The sequence below is a fragment of the Pelagibacterium sp. genome (assembly GCF_048264985.1).
Lineage (GTDB): Bacteria > Pseudomonadota > Alphaproteobacteria > Rhizobiales > Devosiaceae > Pelagibacterium.
This window is the reverse complement of the sequence record NZ_JBLXCL010000002.1, coordinates 1-19,291: the sequence shown is the minus strand read 5'-3', so window position 1 is coordinate 19,291 and position 19,291 is coordinate 1. Positions and strand designations below refer to the sequence as shown.

The following is a 19,291-nucleotide window of genomic DNA, read 5'->3' as shown; positions in this document are numbered from 1 at the left end:
CAACCAGGTTAGCTGTCGTCCGCAGGAGCGACGAGAAGATTGCGCACAGCGTCGACGACATCGGCGTTGGAATAGGGCTTAGTCACAAATTTGTTGGCCCCCAGCTCTTCAGCAATGCGCCTGTCCTGCTGTTGCCCCTTGGCTGTCAGAACCAGGACAGGCAGGTTAGCAGTGAATGGATCGGCTCTAATTTGTTTGAGCACCTCAAATCCGCTGCGCTTTGGCAGCATTATGTCGAGCACGAGCACACGCGGTCGGTGACGCCGGACGGCATCCATAACAGCCTCGCCATCCATGACGGCACTTATTGTCCATCCTGCTCTCTTCAGAACAAAATCAAGTGCTTCAAGGATACTCGGCTCGTCTTCTGCAATGAGAATATCGATCGCCAAAACTCCCCCTCAGAGCCTCTTCCTCCTCAAGACTCGCAGTCACATAACCGCAATTGTTGCCATTCGCCAAGTCCCCTGTGATGGGTGGTCAGGTGCGAGCAGTGGTCAGGGTCGGCTCATCTCCAGGCGCAAAGGGTGCTTCTTCACGACTGACACAGTTCGTGCGTGTGCACAGCCGGCAGGTCGGACCAACCGGTACGTCGGCGTCGGAATCGCCGAGGTCCAGACCGTCGGCATAGACAGTCCGATCTGCGTGCAAGATGTCAGCGACCAGCAAAATGGAATGGGGCAGGGCCTGATCGGCAAATCCAGATGCACGGCGGGACACGGCTTTGGCCACAAACAGAAAACGCGAATCATCCGAAAAACGAACCACTTGCCGAACGAGCTGTCCTGACGAACGAAATGCGGCGTAAAGTGCCCACAGCGGGCAGGCGTGGCCAGTGTGCGGCAAGAGCAAGCCAGGCAACGGAAAGTGCTTGGTGAGCCGTCCTGCAGGGTCGGAACGAAGAAATCCGAAGGGCACGCCTTCGGCGCCTTCTGCACGCAGGGTAACGAGTCGATGCGCGATCTGCTCGAAACTTGCGTTGTACCGTTCGCTTAGCGCCTCGACGTCATAGCGTAGTGTTTCTGCATCCTCGAGAAAGCGCTCATAGGGAAACAGGGCGGCGCCCGCGATGTAAGATGCGAGATAATTGCGCGCCAGATGTCGAGCGGTCGGGGAGGAGAGGTGCGGCACCTTGACGGCTTCGGAAAGGACAGCGTCGCTGGTCAGTTCGGAGATCAGCCGAACCATCTGAAATTGTCGGGTCGACTGAGGCACTGTATTGCGAAACCACAGGACTCCACGTTCCCTGTCGTGGCCAAAGGCGCGCCCGGAGTTTGGGCGCGCATTCCGTTCAATGCGAACGCCGTGGACGGTCTCCAGAAGATTGGCTATTGCTGCTTCGCTTAAGGCTCCTGACGATTGCATGTCCCGAACAATTTCAACTCCGCGTTGCTCAAGCGCCGGGAAATAGTTGCGCGCTGCAAAGATCATGTCATCAAGCTCGCGGCGGACGGAGGCCGATTTGCTCACCGTACTGGCGTGATCGAACTGACCAATCAGGTTCTGCGCAACCGCCGAGAGGCCACGGGTCTCGCGTGAGATCGAGTTGACGAAGCGTGCCCGGTCGATGGTGCTCAAATCATCAAAATCCTCAAGAATCTCGGCCGAGGAGCGTACCGCGGTTATACCGGAAAGCACCTGATGCAGAAGCTGGCTGAGGAGTGGGTCGGCTCTCAGACGGTTTGCATAGGCGTCGGCACTGGCCGATGCAGCGGCATAGGCTCGGTAGAGCGTGGCAATAACGCGGGCGATGTCGGGTTGCGTTGCAACAAGGCTGCGGGCGGTCTCCATGCCGAGGCCGACATCGGCCAGAGCAGGGTCGGCAAATGCCTCCACCAACTCATGAATGAGTCGGTGCTCGGCTTCGCCCGTCAGATCATCGATCGAGATATCAAGCTCGGATGCAATGCGCTGAAGGAGCGCGCCTCCCACTTGTCGCTTATTGGCTTCGATCAGATTGAGGTAGCTGGGTGAAATCTCCACACTTCGGGCAAGGGCGGCCTGAGAGACCCCTAAACCCTTGCGGCGTGTGCTTATTCTCAGCCCGATGGGTGCGCGCATTGAATTCCCGTTTGTCAATGCATTGACACTCTAGTTTCCAAATTTGGTCAAAGCTTTACAGGATTTCCGTTTAAATACAATAGCATATTGCTCTTGTGTTAACGCCGCTCAATACTCCCGCAGCGGATTTCAGCCATATGGAGGTATGGCCCACCGCATCAAAGGAGGAGATTAATGAGCGATTTTAAACGCGGAATCAGCCGCCGTCGCGTCGTAAAGACCGGCATGGCAGGCATCCTAGCGACCGGGGTCTCTCCCCTTATATTGTCCAAGGGGGCTTGGGCGCAGGAATTTTGTAACGCGCCAACTGGTGACACCGTAACCCTTGGGTTCAACGTGCCGCAGACCGGTGCCTACGCCGACGAAGGTGCTGATGAACTTCGGGCGTATCAGCTGGCAGTAGAGCATCTCAATGGCGAAGGCGATGGCGGACTCATCCCGCACTTTTCGTCCAAGACGCTGACCGGAAACGGCATTTTGGGCAAGAAGGTCGAGTACGTGACCGGTGACACCCAAACCCAGTCTGATCCGGCTCGTGAGTCGGCGCGCCGCATGATTGAGCGCGATGGCGCAGTGATGATTACCGGTGGTTCATCATCGGGTGTTGCCATCGCTGTCCAGAGCCTTTGTCAGGACATGGGCGTTATTTTTATGGCAGCCCTGACGCACTCCAATGACACGACCGGCAAGGACAAGCGGAAATACGGCTTCCGCCACTTCTTCAACGCCTATCAATCCGGTGTTGGGCTTGGCCCGCAGCTCGGTGCAGCTTATGGCGATCAGCGTCGTGCCTACCATCTGACCGCTGACTACACATGGGGTTGGACGCAAGAAGAGTCGATGATTGCTGCGACTGAAGCCCTTGGCTGGGAAACAGTCGAAACGGTCCGCACCCCGGTGGGCGCTGGCGATTTCAGTCAGTACATTACGCCGGTTCTTAATTCCGGCGCTGACGTTCTGATCCTCAATCACTATGGTTTTGACGGGGTCAATTCGCTGACACAGGCGACCCAATTTGGTCTGCGTGACCGTCAAGCCAACGGTAACGACTTCCAGCTTGTTCTGCCGCTGGTTTCCGATCTCATGGCTGCAGGTGCCGGTTCGGCAATGCAGGGCGTTTACGGCACATCGAACTGGTATTGGAGCATGGGCGATGACGCGTCCAAGGGCTTCACAGCATCGTTCGGGGCGAAGTATGGGTCTCCCCCGAGCCAGGCTGCGCACACGGCCTATGTGCAGACGCTGCTCTATGCGGATGCCGTGGAGCGGGCCGGAACGTTCTATCCGCCCGAAGTTATTGCTGCACTTGAAGATTTCGAGTTCGACGGCATGGGCAATGGCCCCACGCTCTATCGGGGGGCCGACCACCAGTGTTTCAAGGACGTTCTCGTCGTTCAGGGCAAGGAACAGCCCTCCAATGAGTTCGATCTTCTCGAAGTGGTCAACACGGCATCGCGCGATAGCGTGACTTACGACCCGTCGATCTTCGGCGGTGACCTGGGCTCTGCCGACCCGCAAATGTGCTGATTCCGTTCTTACGGTTGACTGCATGTCCGGCCGCTGCGGTGGCCGGACAAACCTACATCTGGAGCCAAATCGATGGATGCGATTCTCGCGCAATTGCTCAATGGGCTGGACAAGGGCGGCGCATACGCCCTGATCGCCTTGGGTCTCACACTGGTTTTCGGCACGCTGGGCGTCGTAAATTTCGCCCACGGCGCACTCTTCATGCTTGGCGCATTCTGCGCGGTCACGTTCCGTGCCCTGATCACCATGGAGAGTGTTACTGTGGACGAAACACAGCTTTCGCCATGGGGCTCGCCTCTGGAAATCCGGACGCCGATGGCCGAAACATGGTTCGGCGATTTCGGCGCGATACTCGTCGACTATTCAGTGCCGTTTTCGATCCTGCTTACCATCCCGGTCATGCTCATTGTCGGTGTGGCCATGGAGCGGGGGCTTATCAAACATTTTTACAAGCGCCCGCACGCCGAGCAGATCCTGGTGACGTTTGGCCTGGCGATTGTGCTTCAGGAAGTGGTTAAGGCGTTTTTCGGCCCAAATCCATGGCCGCAGCCAATCCCATCGGATTTGCGTGGCGCGACTGATGTTGGTGCGCTGTTCGGCATGCAGGCCGGCGCTGTGACTTATCCCCTTTGGCGGCTGGTTTATCTGGGCTTTTCGCTTGCCGTCCTGGGCGCGGTATTTGCCTTTCTGCGCTTTACTACCTTTGGGATGGTGGTTCGGGCTGGTATGGCCGATCGGGAAACGGTCGGATTGCTTGGGATCAATATCGACCGACGCTTCACGATCATGTTCGGCCTTGCCGCTGTCGTTGCTGGATTGGCGGGTGCGATGTACACGCCCTTGCTTCCGCCGAACTACAGTCTCGGCATGGATTTCCTGGTGCTCTCGTTCGTCGTCGTTGTTGTTGGTGGTATGGGATCCTTGCCCGGCGCGGTTGCCGCAGGGTTTCTGCTGGGCATTTTGCAGTCGTTTGCGTCCATGACGGCCATTAAGGCCATCGTACCCGGTATCGACCAGATCATCATCTACGCGGTCGCCGTAATCATTCTACTGGTTCGTCCCCGTGGCCTGCTCGGGCGGCGCGGCGTGATGGAGGCCTGAGATGAATTTCTTCCGACTTCCCAAAAACGAATACATAACGCTTGCGGTCTTCGCGCTGGTCGTACTCGCCATGCCAATCTGGCTACAGCCACTTGGTGCTGCTTATCCTGGGCTCATGCAGCAGTTCACGATCTTTGCGATCTTTGCGGTGGGCTTCAATATTCTCTTCGGCCTCACCGGTTATCTAAGTTTTGGACACGCAGCCTTTCTCGGCGTCGGTTCCTACACGGCAGTGTGGTCTTTCAAGCTGCTCTCTATGGACGCAATTCCAGCGCTGATCTTTGCGATCATAATGGCTGGTGTCTTTGCACTGATCATCGGCTTTGTATCGCTACGTCGGTCGGGCATCTACTTCTCGATCCTTACGCTGGCATTCGCTCAGATGAGCTACAACCTTGCCTACTCCGTGCTGACGCCAATCACCAATGGCGAAACAGCGTTGCAACTGGCTGGTTCGGACCCTCGCGTGCTTGACGGCTTGTTCAATGTTGGAACTTCATCGGTGATCCCGTCGCCGAGTCTGCTTGGCAATACACTTGGTGGTATGGGCGGCTTTTATCTTTGTGCTGTGATCTTGCTGGTTGTTTTCTTTATCGCTCAGAAGATCTTCACATCCCCGTTCGGGATGATGCTGCGAGCCGTCAAATCCAATCAGACGCGATTGTCATATACCGGTGTGAATACGCGCCCCTACACATTGGCTGCATTCGTTATCTCAGGGATGTATGCCGGCCTGGCTGGTGGATTGCTGGCGGTAACCGACCCATTGGCTGGCGCTGAGCGTATGCAATGGACTGCTTCCGGCGAAGTTGTGTTGATGACCATTCTCGGCGGTGTCGGCACACTTATCGGTCCGGTCATCGGGGCTTGGCTGATCAAGTTCATGGAGAACATTTTCTCTGCCTACAATGATCGCATCCTCCAGTTCTATTTCGACTGGATGCCCGATGGAATTCAGGACTTTGCTGTAACGGTAGCGTCCAAGTTCGTCGGCGAAGGTTGGAAACTGACGGAAGGGCTCGTCTTTGTCCTCGTCGTTGTCTTCTTGCCGGGTGGGATTATGGAAGGCGTTCGCCGCATCCGATCGATGGTTACCAATCGCTCCAAGCACAACGAAAAACCGGCCAAACTCAGTACTTCGGCTGCGGAATAGGGGATCGGATATGGAAAACGATAAAAACGTCGTCCTGCATGTTGCCGATGTACATAAGAATTTTGGGGGGCTGCATGCCTTGGCCGATATCGACCTCCAGGTTGAAGAAGGCAAGACGCACGCAATCATCGGACCAAATGGGGCGGGCAAATCCACTCTGCTCAATGTCATTATTGGACGTATCCCGCCCACCAGCGGCGCTGTTGTGTTCGATGGCACCGTACTAACGGGCAAACAGCCTCACGAAATCAATCAGCTCGGCGTTAGCCGCGTTTTTCAGACGCCGGAGATATTTTCCGACCTGTCGGTGCTGCAAAACGTGATGACGCCTGGATTTGCCAAGCGCGACGGAGCCTTCAAGATTAACCTGTCCAGACCTCTTGAGCGGGAGACTGCACTACGGGAGGAGGCTGAAGCGATGCTTGAGGATGTTGGACTGTTGGAACGGCGTGGGGTGCACGCGGGGTCACTGTCGCGTGGCGACAAGCGCCGGCTGGAGCTGGCGATGTGCCTGATCCAGAAGCCGCGCCTGTTGCTTCTCGATGAACCGACGGCTGGCATGAGCCGTCATGATACCAACACTACGATAGAGCTGCTGAAAAAGATCAAGAGCCGCGGGATGACCAAGGTCATCATCGAACACGATATGCATGTGGTGTTCTCCCTTGCCGACAAGATCTCGGTACTAGCTGGCGGAAGGATCATCGCCGAGGGATTGCCCGAAGAGGTGCGTGGGGATCCGCGCGTCCAGGAAGCCTATCTGGGAGGAGCACATTGATGAATGCGGTTTCGACAAATATGCAGCCGGAAAAAGCTGCTGCCGCCGACGCACCTTTTCTCTCGGTAAAGGACGTCCACGCCTATTACGGCGAGAGCTATATCGTTCAGGGCGTAGGTTTCGATGTGCCTCATGGCAAGATTTTAGCGCTTCTGGGGCGGAACGGCGCTGGTAAGACTTCAACTCTGCGCACGATCGCACGACTCGATAATCCGAGTCTGCAAAAGGGTGAGATTTGGCTCGATGGCCATCCGGTGCACGGCATGAAGGCATTTGAAGCAGCCAGGTCAGGTATCCAGCTCGTGCCGGAAGATCGACGGATCATTCAAGGTCTGTCGGTTGAAGAAAACCTTGCGCTGGCTCAGGTGGCGCCGGGTTCAGGGTGGGACATTGAGCGGATCTATGGACACTTCCCTCGTCTTGCCGAACGCCGCCGCCAGGACGGCACAACGCTTTCGGGAGGCGAACAACAGATGCTCGCTATTGCCCGTGCGCTCGCTCGTGATCTCAAACTGCTGCTGCTCGATGAGCCTTATGAAGGCCTTGCCCCGGTGATCGTTCAAGAGATCGAAACGATCCTGCACGAAATCAAGGAATTGGGCATCACCACAATCATCGTCGAGCAGAACGCAGTGGCGGCACTTAAGCTGGCCGATCGGGCGGTGATCCTCGATACCGGCGAAGTCGCCTTCCAGGGATCTGCGCGCGAAGTGCTCGACAATGCCGAGTTGCGCCACGAATACCTCGCCATTTAGGAGGATGGACATGAACAGCCAGGCTCCAATGGCTCGTCATACGCGGTTGACCGCTGAAAGTTTCAAAGAGCAATATTCGGCATCTCTGTCCGACCCTGAAGGCTTCTGGGCAGAGCAGGGCAAGAGGCTCGACTGGATCGAGCCTTATACCAAGGTCAAAAACACCAGCTTTGCCTATCCCGATATCTCGATCAAATGGTTCGAAGATGGGGTGCTTAATGTCTCAGCGAATTGCATCGACAGGCATCTTGCCACGCACGGTGACAAGACTGCCTTGATCTGGGAGCCGGACAACCCGAAAGATCGCGCCCAGCACATAACCTTCCGCCAGCTCCATGACGAAGTCTGTCGATTTGCCAATGTGCTGAAGGGGCTCGGCATAAAAAAAGGCGATCGCGTCACCATCTATTTGCCTATGATTCCCGCTGCCAGCTATGCGATGTTGGCATGTGCGCGCATTGGCGCGCCGCATTCCGTTGTATTTGCGGGCTTTTCACCCGATGCGCTGGCCGGACGCATCAATGACGCGGATTCGAGCGTGGTCATTACAGCCGATGAAGGGCGACGCGGCGGCAAGGCGGTGCCGCTCAAGGCCAATGTCGATAAGGCGCTTGAAGATTGCCCCGGCGTGGCAAGAGTTCTTGTGGTTAAAAACACCGGCGCTACCGTTTCAATGGTGGGCGACAGGGATGTCTGGTGGCATGAAGCCGCCGATGGAGTGGAGCCGTTTTGCGCACCAGAACCCATGAACGCCGAGGATCCACTGTTCATCCTCTATACCTCAGGTTCGACGGGCAAGCCCAAGGGCGTGTTGCATACAACCGGAGGGTATTTGGTGTGGGCTTCTCTTACCCATGAAATGATCTTCGACCCGAGACCCGACGATGTCTACTGGTGTTCGGCCGATGTGGGCTGGGTCACTGGCCATAGCTATATCGTTTATGGGCCGCTGGCCAATGGCGTCACTTCGCTGATGTTTGAGGGTGTTCCCAACTGGCCGGATCCCTCGCGGTTCTGGCAGGCTGTCGATCGGCACAAGGTCAATGTTTTTTATACAGCGCCTACAGCAATCCGTGCGCTTATGGGCGCTGGTCTCGAGCATGTCGAGAAAGCTGATCTGTCTTCACTTCGTCTTATCGGCACAGTGGGGGAGCCGATCAATCCCGAAGCGTGGCAGTGGTATCACAAGAACGTCGGGCGAGGCCGATGTGAAATTGTCGATACATGGTGGCAGACGGAAACTGGCGCTTCGATGATCATGCCGCTTCCTGGCGTCATCCCGACAAAGCCGGGTTCTGCCACCAAACCGTTTTTTGGGGTCGATCCACTCGTTCTCACGCCCGAGGGGCAGGTGATCGCAGGGACCAAGGCGGAAGGCGTTCTGGCCATTGCCGATAGCTGGCCCGGCCAAGCCCGAACGATATGGGGCGATCACTGCCGTTTCGTGGAAACTTATTTTTCCACTTACAAGGGACTTTATTTTACGGGTGACGGGGTGCGACGCGACGAGGACGGATATTATTGGATCACCGGGCGCGTGGACGATGTACTCAACGTTTCCGGGCACCGTTTGGGAACAGCCGAGATCGAGAGTGCACTGGTTGCACATCCACATGTCTCGGAGGCAGCCGTTGTCGGTTATCCTCATGAGATCAAAGGTCAGGGCATCTATTGCTATGTAACGCTGATGTCTGGCGAGAACGAGAGCGAAGATCTCAAAGCCGAGCTCCGAAATTGGGTCCGCAAAGGTATTGGGCCAATCGCCTCGCCCGATTGTATTCAGTTCGCGCCGGGATTGCCCAAGACGCGATCGGGAAAGATCATGCGACGTATTTTGCGCAAGATTGCTGAGAATGACTTCGGTGCGTTGGGCGATACATCAACGCTCGCTGATCCTGCGGTTGTCGATAGTCTTATAGACAACCGCTTGAACCGATAACCGCTTAGTTTCGCGAAAAGCTGCAACAAAAAGCCTAGGCGGTTTTCGCCTGGGCTTTGTTATGCTGTGAGCAACCCCGCTCGGTCGTCTCGCCGTGCCATCCATGCATTGTGACCGAGGATGGCTATACTACCGAGAAAGCCGACGATCTCTGCAACAGGGTAGGGAGATAGGCAACCGATGCCCCCAAGGCAGAGCAAAATGCGCAGGATGATGTGCATACGTGTCTGGAAGAAACCTTCGAGCACGGCGACAAAGGCGACAGTGCCAACCAATGCCAGAGCACCGTTCCAGAGTACAACAAGCAGCGGCCCGCCAAGTATGATCTCGGGATTGAACACCATGAACATTGGGATGATGTAGAGACCCTTGGCGAATTTCCAGGCTTGGACGCTCGTCTCCATGGGACCGCTTCGCGCTATCGCCGCGGCCGCGAAGCCGGCGAGGGCGACGGGCGGGGTCACGTTGGAATCCTGCGAATACCAGAAAACGACTAAATGCACGATAAGCAGCGGGATGCCGAACTCCTGATTGAGCGCGGGACCAACCAAAATGATAAGAACTATATAGGCGGCGGTTACAGGCAGGCCGAAGCCTAGGATCAGGCTTGCGACAAGCACAAGCAGCAACGCCAGCAGCACGTGCCCTCCCGAGAAAGCCAGCATCATCGAGGTGAATTTCAGGCCCAGGCCGGTCAGGCCAATGATACCGACGATGATGCCACCAATGGCACAGGCGATCGTTACTGTGAGCGCGTTGCGCGCGCCCACTTCACAGGCTTCCACAAGTTTTAGCCCACCAAGCTTCAGAGCTTCCACTATTGGGGGGCGTGCTGTGCCGTCAGCGCGCGGTGCGAAACGCAGCCAGTCGTAGCTGCCTTTGAGGACAGCAACGATCAGAACCGAGACGACTGCCCAGAAGCCAACTCTCATTGGTGAAATGCCTAGGACAAGCAGGTACATAAGTACTGCCAGCGGCACCATGAAGTGCCAACCGTTCTTCATTACCTCTCGCACCGAAGGCAGTTCGCTTGCTGACATGCCTTTCATATTCTGTTTGATGGCAATGATATGCACGAAGAGATAGACAGTGAGAAAATAGAGAAAAGCTGGAAAGATCGAAACCAGAACGATGTGCAGGTAGGGAACGCCGGTGTATTCGGCGATCAGAAACGCGCCGGCGCCCATGAGAGGAGGGGTGATCTGCCCCCCTGTAGACGCGGCTGCCTCGATGCCGCCAGCCTGTGCAGGCTTGTAACCGAGCCGTTTCATGAGCGGGATGGTAAATGGGCCCGTTGTTACGACGTTGGCAATTGTCGAACCAGAGATTGAGCCCATCGCCGTCGACGCCACTACCGCTGCCTTGGCTGGGCCGCCCCGACGACGACCGGTTGCCGCATAGGCGAGCTCGATGAAAAAGTGACCGGCGCCGGTCACTTCGAGCACAGCGCCGAACAGGACGAAAATAAAAACGTAAGTTGCGGCTACGCCAAGCGGCAAGCCGAATATCCCTTCCTGACCGAGATAGAGCTGGGCCGCGAGCCTATCGATTGGATAGCCTCTGTGATTGAGGATTCCCGGCATTAAATCGCCAAGCCAGGGCAGCGGCCCATTTGATCCGGCCATCGCGTAGATTATGAAGACGATGCCGATGATTGTGATGCCTTTGCCGACCACACGGCGGCTTGCTTCAAGCAAGGTAATGACTGCAATCACCCCAACCGTAACGTCCGTTGAGCTCCAAAAGCCTGCGCGGTCGATAATGTCGTTGAGGAAAAAGGCGATGTAAAAGCCCGAGATGACGGCAAGGGCAAAGAAAACGGTGTCTATAAGTGCGCCGATTGGGCCTTGCTTGCGATTGGAGCCTGTGACTGGAAATACCAGAAATGCGATCATCAGGATAAAGCCGAGATGAATCGAGCGCTGATAGAAAAGGCCCAGCGGGTTTATACCGGCTGTATAGAGCTGAAACAGCACGAGTGCGACCGAGAGAATGATTACTGCAAGGCGAATGGGCCAAGGGCGCTCGACAGCGGTATTGGCTGGTGGCGGAATGTCTGCAGCCAGCACACCTTTCTGCCGGAAAATCGATCTCAGCATGACTGTTCTCCCTCCTGCCCTGCAGGTCGCAAGACGATGCGCACGGCCTTGCGTGGCGCTATGGCAGACAAATTGAAGTCGCGTCCGTTGACCACTATCCTGTGATCCACCCCAGGTGCTCCGACCCTTAACCGAAGGCAATTTTTCGGCACGGCCTCGTTGATACCTTCGATCCAGTATCCACCGTCCGGCGCAGAAGTCATCGTTCCACGTCCGGGAATGTGGCCGAGCCCTGCAGCAAAGTCCGGCTGATGGGATCTTTCGAGCACCATGTTTCCGTCAAGTGCGGCAAAGCAGTCGCGAACAAGGAAATGTTGAACCGAGTGATTCCAGAAAACGCACCATTGTGCGCCTTCGGTCACAGGTTCGTGAAAGACGGTGGCGCCGTCCTCATCAACGACGTCCAGCCGCAAATTCTCACTAGCGAGAGGCGCCCCCGAGAGGGACAGGGCGAGCAACAAGCTCGCCCCCCCAGAAATTTTGGATTTACCCTTACGGACGGGCATTGTCTGGAATTTCCGCTCCAGACTCTTCGTAGTAACGAATGGCGCCGGGATGCAGCGGTATCGGAGTGGCGCCAATTGCAAACTCAACAGTTGTGTCGTTGGTTGCAGGGTGGATCGCGCGCAGGTAGTCGATCTGCTCATGGAGAAGCTTTGTCACTTGATAAGCAAGTTCTTCGTCCATGCCGGCGCTGACCACCAAGGCGTTGGGGATGCCCACAGTAGGTGTTTCGGTATCGACACCCTCATAGCTGTTGGCAGGAAGCACATAGTCGGCAAAGATGGGCTCTGCGCCCTTGGCCGCTGCAATTTCATCCGCACTGAGCGGGATCATGCGAATTGCACGGGCCACGGCCAGCGACATGATCGATGAAGTCGGTGGACCCACGCTCCAGATGCCGGCATCGATATCGCCATCGCGCAGGGCGTCAGCAGTTTCGTTGAAATTGAGGCGCTGGGCAGCTGCCAGGTCCTCATAAGTGATGCCGTTTGCATTGAGGATGGCCTGGGCATTGAGTTCAGTACCCGAGCCAGGGGCGCCCACCGAAACGCGTTTGCCGACAAGGTCGGAAAGTCCCTGAATGTCGGAATCGGCGGGAACGACAATCTGCACGGCGTTAGGGTAAAGCGCGCCGAGAGAGAGAATGTCGACCTGGCGTCCATCGAATGCGCCGGTGCCGGTGTAAGCCTGGGCCACAGTGTCGCCCAGGGCAATGGCGAAGTCGGCTGCACCTTGATGGACAAGAGCCATATTTTCGACCGATGCACCAGTCACCTCGGCAACGGCGCCGTAGCCGTCGAGATTGTCGGTAATCAGTTCGGCAAGGCCACCGCCGATGGGATAATAGGCGCCGCCGGTGCCGCCGGTAGCAATTGAAAGTTGCTGCTGGGCGAACGCTGGTGCGCTCACCGCCAGCGCGCCAACCAAGGCGCAGGCTGTCAAAAGTTTCATTTTGTCCTCCCATTAGCAGTCGCGCGGGACTGCTTGGTTCTTCCCTGGCGCCGGGCTTCCGGTCGCCGCACGAGCCATGCTCCTCCGCATAGCCGGTGTCTCACTTGTAGCAATCGCTGTGCCAACAGCTGCTTGTTATATGATTGGCAGCAAATTCCTTTCGTTTCAATTGTTTAGGTTAAACGGTCGTCGTGTCGATTCAAAGGGGGCGGCAAAAACATGCCGATCTTCGATGTTCTATGAGCAATTTATTGCTGATATCGAGGGTTGGTAGCTCTGCGCTTGATGCCTAGCCGTGCCATTTTTTCGTTGAGCGTTCTGCGCGGCAGGCCAAGCTTTTCGATGACTTCGCTCATGCGTCCCCCGCTATCGGACAGCGCGCGCTCGATCACACGGCGCTCGAAAGTTTCGAGTTGGTGGGCGAGGGGCATGAATTTTGTGTAGCTTTCCATGCGCGTGTCATCCGACACGGCGAAACTGCTTAAGCCCAATGCATGACGTTCAGCGACGTTTCTAAGTTCCCGAACGTTTCCGGGCCAGTCGTGCTGCATCAGTGCGTCGAGTGTAGCACCTTTCAGCGGGCGCGGCTCCCGGTTGTGACTGCGCGCCGCTTCGGCTGCGAAATACTCGAACAGAAGCGGGATATCATCGCGACGTTCGCGGAGCGGGGGAATGGTCAATTCAACGACTGAGAGGCGGAAATAAAGATCGGAGCGGAAGGCGCCGTTTTTGCTGTCGGCTTTCAGGTCGCGCTTGGTTGCCGCGATCGTGCGAAAGTCGACAGGTTGAGATGCGTTGGATCCGAGGCGCTCGATGCTGCGTTCCTGCAATGCTCTCAATAACTTGGCCTGCATTGGCGAAGGCATCGATTCAACTTCGTCAAGCAGCAATGTGCCCCCGTTGGCATGTTCGATTTTTCCAATCCGGCGACCCGCGGCGCCTGTGAATGCTCCGGCCTCGTGACCGAACATTTCAGTTTCCACCATTGTTTCGGGGATGGCGGCGCAATTTACAGCAACGTAGTTTCCGCTTGAGCGGCGGCTTGTTTCGTGAAGGCTCCTCGCGACAAGGTCTTTGCCGGATCCGGTTTCGCCATAAAGCACGACACTCACATCGGTTGCGGCGATCTCGGAAACGGCTGCGCGCAGCCGTTCGATTTCCCGCGATGTCCCCAAAATCTTGGTGCGCAAAGCGTTGGGCGGCGTTGCTGCTGCCAGGAGCCGATTTTCCAGAACAAGTCGACGCTTTTCAGTCGCGCGTCTGACGGTTTGAGCTAAGCGTTCAGGGTCAAACGGCTTCTCAATAAAATCGTAGGCTCCGATGCGCATTGCCTCAACTGCGCTTTCAATATCGCCCTGACCGGTCATGAGGATTACCGGAACGTCGGGGTCGATTGCGAGGATGCGCCGCAATAACTCCATTCCATCCATGCCAGGCATGCGAAGGTCGGTGAGTACGATACCATTAAGCCCGACAGAAATGTGTTCGAGAGCCGATGGGCCGGAGTCGAAGCTATGGGCTTCGTGGCCAGCCACACTAAGCCATTGCTCCACGGCGTGTCGCATGGCGTCTTCATCATCAACAAATATCACTGACTGGCGCTCAGCCATTGCTGGCCACCTCGCTCTTTAGAGATGATAGTGGGTCATCCACGGCAACAAGTTCAATCGTTAGGACGGCACCGCCATCAGGGTGGTTGGCAGCCCTGAGTGAGCCGCCAAACTCGCGAATGATCTCGAAAGAGATGGTTAAACCCAGTCCCAGACCTGCACCAGAAGGTTTGGTGGTTACAAATGGGTCGAACAATGTCTCGAGAAGTGGAGCATCGAAGCCTGGCCCATTGTCGCGCACCTCAACGAAGACGCGACCCGCTGCCGTGTGCATGGAAAGTTCTACATAAGGCTCATGCGTGTTTTGAACGGCATCGATGGCATTGCGAACCAGATTGATGACGACCTGCTCGAGCCGCACGTCATTGCCCATTGTAAAGGCTGGGACTATCGACGTTCGGACCGCAATTGCCTCTACCTGCAATTGAACGTCTACGAGATCGATAGCGCGCTGAACTGCACGGTCAACCGAGATTATCTCGGCGGGTCCCATGCCCTCCTTGCGAGCAAAAGATTTGAGGTGCGAGGTAATTCGCCCCATGCGCACGGCCAGATTGTCGACCTTTTCGAGATTGTCGAGGACTGCGCGCGGATCGCCAAGCGGCACAAATACTCGTGTGGTTGCAATATAGGTGCGTATCGCGGTGAGGGGTTGGTTGATTTCATGTGCGATGGCCGCTGACATCTGGCCCAGCGCAGCCATCTTTCCTGCTTGTATCAGATCGTGCTGGGTGTTGCGCAGTTCGCGCTCGGTTCGACGTCGTTCCTCGACTTCGACATGCAATGTTTGGTTGACCTGCCGCAAGTCGGCTGTTCGCTCGGCAACGCGCAATTCCAGTTCGGCCCGGGCGGCGCGTTCCAAGGCAAAGCTCCGCTGCCGCTGGGCCAGGTAAAACAGAATGGCGATCACAAGTGCCGAGCTCATGGCGCCGATAACTGTGCCGTCACGTCTTGCGTCTGCCACACCGGAAAGGTCAGTGAACTGGTTCACAGTCCAGCCCAACTCCGAGATATGAACTGTTTGTCGCAGGAAGTCCCGATTTTCCGGTAAGCCTTCTACCCAGACCCGCTCGCCGTTAGGGGAGAGTTCAGTGGTTTCGAGCTGATTAATGTCGGTTCCCGCATATTGCTGAGTGCTCTGAATGCGGGAGATTGCATTTGCGTCTACCGGGGCAAGAGAGCGGTATTTCCACTCGGGCAGGCTCGCCAGAAAGATGATATCATTTTCATCAGTCACCATGATGTGCTCGGCGGACCTGGCCCAGATTGCCTCGAGATCTCCAAATTCAATTTTGGCTACAGTGACGCCGATGGGACTATCGTCGCCCACGGCTTGCGCAAGGAAATAACCCGCACGACCGGTGGTTACGCCGATTCCGAAATAGGTGCCGACGCCACCGGCAATGGCTTGGGTGAAATAGGATCGGAAGCCATAGTATTGTCCGACGAAACTACCCTCGGAATTCCAGTTACTTGCGGCCAGTGTGTAGCCATCAGGCTTCATGACATAGAGGGCGGCTGGATTTCCTGAGGCTTCGATTAACGCGAGCTTGCGATTAAGGGCGTCGATGGCCGCTGGAGCCGCTGGTGCTCCAAGGATCGATTGCACGTCGGGATCCAGCGCGAGTACCAGGGGAAAGTGAGCATTTTGCGCGATAGTGTCGCTTAACGTCTGAGCAACAAGTTCAGCGCGGGTCTCGCCGGTGGTGCGGGCAGAATTCAGGGCCGACTGTTCCCAGATAACGCGCGTCGTCATTGCGCTGGCAATGATCACCAGCGCTGCCAGCGCGATCTGCAGATATTGGCGCAGCTTGTGTTTCCTCATCCCGCCTAAATGTTAGCGGTGGGCAGATGTTCTGCATAGCCCCTAAACCGCAGACAGCGGGCGGTACGGACTCACTAGCGAGAAGGGAGATAAGCGGGGAAGGCAAGCAGCCTGGGAAGGGCGGCAGCGCCTCAAAAGACGTCGCTTGATCCAATTGTCTGCAGTTGCGGTTGCCGGGCAAGATGGAATTGCCCTCGCTCGGGCTAGGTCTTTGGTTGGTCTGGACGCCTGGACTGCGACCACATAAGCAAGGAGGATTATCCATACTGGAGGCGGCACGTGGCGCGTAAAACACTCGAAACCTGGATCGCGGACAGCGGCCTCGATGAAACCATTGGGGCGATTTTCAGCATGGTTGCCGATTGCGCGCTTGAAATCTCTGTCGCTCTGCGTGTCGCATCGGCGGCAGGAGATACCGGCGCTGCCCAGGCCGTCAACGTCCAGGGGGAAGTCCAGAAAAAGCTAGACGTCGTTTCCAATGATATCTTTCTCCGCCGAGGAGGGGCCAGTGGCGTGCTCGCTGCGATGGTTTCGGAAGAGCTTGACGACATCGAAATTGTCCGCGATGCCGGCAAAGCACGCCATGCCCTGATATTCGATCCGCTCGACGGTTCGTCCAATCTGGAGATCAATGGCGCAGTTGGATCTATTTTTTCTGTGCTCGATCTGGGCAAGAGCTCAGGGATTACAACTCAGGATGTGCTACAGGCCGGCAAAAAACAAGTTGCTGCGGGCTACGCGCTCTATGGACCGGCTACGCTTCTGGTCTTGACGACAGGGCAGGGCGTTGCAGTGTTCAGTCTTGATGAGGCGAATGCCGAGTTCGTTGTGGTCAGAGACAATGTGGAGATACCCAGCGAGGCAGCCGAATTTGCCATCAATGCCTCCAGGCAAACGCGCTGGTACGCGCCGACCCGGTCTTTCATCGACGCCTGTGTCGCGGGTAAATCGGGACCGTTTGGCAAAAGCTATAATATGCGCTGGTGCGCAGCCATGGTCGCCGATCTGCACAGGATATTGTGCAGGGGCGGCGTGTTTCTTTATCCAGAAGATGAGGGCACAAAGGCCAAGGGTGGTCGCCTGCGCTTGCTCTACGAAGCCAATCCCATGAGTATGATAGTGGAAGCTGCCGGCGGCGCTTCAAGCACAGGAACCCAGCGCCTGCTCGATATTGAGCCGGAAAGTCTGCACCAAAGGATCGGGATCATCATCGGCTCGCGCGAAGAAGTCGAGCGGGCAAAATCTTTCTATTAAAACGGGTTACACTCCTTAACGGCTGGTAAAGCATTTCGAGCATTTTTGTCGAACCAGCGTAAGTTTACTGAAAATCCATTCAGGTACTGTGTGATTTACTTAGACCGGCGACGCTGGTCGCAATCGTACGGTTATGGGCGCTGTGAGCGCTGCAGATGGGTAGACAGGCATGGGACGCAGCTTGTGGGATTTGGTCCGGCGCGAAGACGGCGCCGTGGCCGTGATATTTGCGGTGATGGCGATACCGTTTATTGCGATGGCCGGCTGGGCCGTCGACTATGTGCGCCTCCAGCACGTAAAAGAGTTTTTGCAAGCTCAGGTTGATGCCGCCGCTTTAAGCGCGTTTGTTGAAGAAGGTGAAAACTGGTCAACAAAGTGGGAGCTGGTTGAATCGGTAGCGTTGGCGGAAATATCACGCCAATATCAGGGGGCCTGGGCGCAAGGGGTGAGCATCACGCCTGACCGGTTCAATGACAATGACCTCAAGGTTACGGCATCGGCACAAGTGCCGCTGGCTTTCATGAACATCCTGCCTGGCGTTCCCGATACGCAACTCATAACTGTTTCTGCGACGGTACAATTCTCCCAAGTGAAGGAAGTTCGGAGGCCGCCCGACACTTCGCTGCTCGATCCTGTTGCCGGTGATTTTAACAGAATATGGATGTACTGTTTTTGGCCCAATCGCCCGGAAAACGATCCTGACTTGCCGCGCAGGACACGAATGGTTCCGGTTGCTGACAACGGCGGCTCAGTCTTTCTTCCTGACTTCAGCGAGCCTCCAACCATGCCAGGGCTTGTCTCGCGCTACACCAGTATTCTGACTTCACATCCTCTTGGCTTAGATGGTGTGGAACAGGGACCATGGTTGATATCTAAGGGCGCGAACACCAATAGACGTGAATACCAGTATATGTGGCCAGACTGCGCCCAGGGCTCGTTCCTGAGTTTTAGACTGGAAAACGTTCGGTTTGCGAGAACACAACAGCGGTATTGGGATAGCGGCACTGTTGCCAACAACGGTGGCGACAGGAAAACGGGGCGGTTTAGCTACTATACCGACACGTTCTTTACGCCCGGCAATAATACTGAGCAGTATGCGGGGCTTCAAGGGCCGGAGCCCTTCGTCCGGCCGGGCGAAAAAGTGGACATTCTGGAAACTGTACTGTGTGACAGCATTGATGAATGCCGACCACAAAGTGAAGGTGGAGTAATTCCCGAGGGCGTGAATCGGTCGCCGCAGCGAGCGACCGGGAAATGTGAGCCTGGAAAATATATGTATTACGGCTGGGAAGATCGACCGCCTGGACTGTCGGGCACGTCCAACAACTGGCAGCATATTGGTTGGACGGACAGGGACTATGACGATATTCGGATAATCATCCAATGCCCGACTTTCGAGACCGTCGGAGAAAGAAACGCACGGCTGGTCGAGTGAGATTATGGTCATGGACGACTTAAAAAGGACGGTGAGCAGCCCTCTCTTTTTGACTGACGGCTGCAGCTGGATGTAACCGGCTCTGATCGACAAAAATCACTTGTCTCTGCGCGTGCAAACGGATAAACGCCCACGCAGTTCTAACTCTTGATTAACGGTTGTGAGCAATGGGCAAGGAAAAATTTTCGCGCAACAAGCCGCACTGCAACATCGGCACGATTGGTCACGTTGACCATGGGAAGACGTCGTTGACAGCAGCGATCACGAAGGTTCTGGCTGAGACGGGCGGTGCTACGTTC

General features: G+C 56.3%; 16 protein-coding genes. 9 read left to right on the top strand and 7 right to left on the bottom strand.

What is annotated here, in order from left to right; translation table 11 throughout:
- Positions 1 to 8: 8 nt before the first annotated feature.
- A complete protein-coding gene (locus tag ACN0TA_RS09350; RefSeq protein ID WP_417582151.1) occupies positions 9 to 392 on the bottom strand; it encodes a response regulator transcription factor in 384 nt (127 codons plus the stop codon).
- Between the two features lie 88 nt (positions 393 to 480).
- A complete protein-coding gene (locus ACN0TA_RS09345) occupies positions 481 to 2,061 on the bottom strand; it encodes a helix-turn-helix domain-containing protein (protein ID WP_417582149.1) in 1,581 nt (526 codons plus the stop codon).
- Between the two features lie 174 nt (positions 2,062 to 2,235).
- Here ACN0TA_RS09345 and ACN0TA_RS09340 point away from each other — a divergent pair, with 174 nt between their 5' ends.
- The 6 genes from ACN0TA_RS09340 to acs all read left to right on the top strand — a co-directional run bounded on the left by ACN0TA_RS09340 (position 2,236) and on the right by acs (position 9,314).
- Positions 2,236 to 3,588, top strand: coding sequence for a substrate-binding protein (locus ACN0TA_RS09340; protein WP_417582147.1), 1,353 nt, complete (start codon positions 2,236 to 2,238; stop codon positions 3,586 to 3,588).
- Positions 3,589 to 3,660: 72 nt separating this feature from the next.
- Positions 3,661 to 4,689, top strand: coding sequence for a branched-chain amino acid ABC transporter permease (locus tag ACN0TA_RS09335; RefSeq protein WP_417582145.1), 1,029 nt, complete (start codon positions 3,661 to 3,663; stop codon positions 4,687 to 4,689).
- Between the two features lies 1 nt (position 4,690).
- The gene (locus ACN0TA_RS09330; RefSeq protein WP_417582143.1) at positions 4,691 to 5,842 is read left to right on the top strand and encodes a branched-chain amino acid ABC transporter permease; all 1,152 of its coding nucleotides are present in this window, start codon (positions 4,691 to 4,693) and stop codon (positions 5,840 to 5,842) included.
- A 10-nt stretch (positions 5,843 to 5,852) separates the two neighbouring features.
- Positions 5,853 to 6,620, top strand: a complete 768-nt coding sequence (locus ACN0TA_RS09325) for an ABC transporter ATP-binding protein (RefSeq protein ID WP_417582141.1) — start codon at positions 5,853 to 5,855, stop codon at positions 6,618 to 6,620.
- A 20-nt stretch (positions 6,621 to 6,640) separates the two neighbouring features.
- Positions 6,641 to 7,375: an ABC transporter ATP-binding protein gene (locus ACN0TA_RS09320; protein WP_417583048.1), complete on the top strand. Its 735-nt coding sequence runs from the start codon at positions 6,641 to 6,643 to the stop codon at positions 7,373 to 7,375.
- Between the two features lie 10 nt (positions 7,376 to 7,385).
- On the top strand, positions 7,386 to 9,314 hold the full coding sequence (acs, locus tag ACN0TA_RS09315) for an acetate--CoA ligase (protein WP_417582139.1): 1,929 nt from the start codon (positions 7,386 to 7,388) through the stop codon (positions 9,312 to 9,314).
- Between the two features lie 59 nt (positions 9,315 to 9,373).
- On the opposite strand, the gene ACN0TA_RS09310 is transcribed toward acs, so the two are convergent.
- The 5 genes from ACN0TA_RS09310 to ACN0TA_RS09290 form a co-directional block, all read right to left on the bottom strand.
- Positions 9,374 to 11,413, bottom strand: a complete 2,040-nt coding sequence (locus ACN0TA_RS09310) for a TRAP transporter permease (protein ID WP_417582137.1) — start codon at positions 11,411 to 11,413, stop codon at positions 9,374 to 9,376.
- Entirely contained in the window at positions 11,407 to 11,919 is a 513-nt protein-coding gene (locus ACN0TA_RS09305; protein WP_417582135.1) for a DUF1850 domain-containing protein, read from the bottom strand. Before ACN0TA_RS09305 ends, ACN0TA_RS09310 begins: the two co-directional genes overlap by 7 nt.
- Positions 11,906 to 12,868 (bottom strand): TAXI family TRAP transporter solute-binding subunit, encoded by a 963-nt coding sequence (locus tag ACN0TA_RS09300; RefSeq protein WP_417582133.1) that lies wholly within the window; start codon positions 12,866 to 12,868, stop codon positions 11,906 to 11,908. Before ACN0TA_RS09300 ends, ACN0TA_RS09305 begins: the two co-directional genes overlap by 14 nt.
- 248 nt (positions 12,869 to 13,116) lie before the next feature.
- Positions 13,117 to 14,478 carry a sigma-54-dependent transcriptional regulator gene (locus ACN0TA_RS09295; RefSeq protein ID WP_417582131.1) on the bottom strand — a complete coding sequence of 454 codons (1,362 nt, stop codon included), beginning with the start codon at positions 14,476 to 14,478 and terminating at the stop codon, positions 13,117 to 13,119.
- Positions 14,471 to 16,303, bottom strand: a complete 1,833-nt coding sequence (locus tag ACN0TA_RS09290) for an ATP-binding protein (RefSeq protein WP_417582129.1) — start codon at positions 16,301 to 16,303, stop codon at positions 14,471 to 14,473. Before ACN0TA_RS09290 ends, ACN0TA_RS09295 begins: the two co-directional genes overlap by 8 nt.
- Before the next feature lie 279 nt (positions 16,304 to 16,582).
- On the opposite strand from ACN0TA_RS09290, the gene ACN0TA_RS09285 reads away from it, so the two are divergent.
- The 3 genes from ACN0TA_RS09285 to ACN0TA_RS09275 form a co-directional block, all read left to right on the top strand.
- Positions 16,583 to 17,557, top strand: coding sequence for a class 1 fructose-bisphosphatase (locus ACN0TA_RS09285; protein WP_417582127.1), 975 nt, complete (start codon positions 16,583 to 16,585; stop codon positions 17,555 to 17,557).
- A 169-nt stretch (positions 17,558 to 17,726) separates the two neighbouring features.
- On the top strand, positions 17,727 to 18,992 hold the full coding sequence (locus ACN0TA_RS09280; RefSeq protein WP_417582125.1) for a pilus assembly protein TadG-related protein: 1,266 nt from the start codon (positions 17,727 to 17,729) through the stop codon (positions 18,990 to 18,992).
- Positions 18,993 to 19,159: 167 nt separating this feature from the next.
- On the top strand, positions 19,160 to 19,291 hold a 132-nt coding region (locus tag ACN0TA_RS09275; RefSeq protein WP_417583046.1), incomplete at its 3' end, for a GTP-binding protein.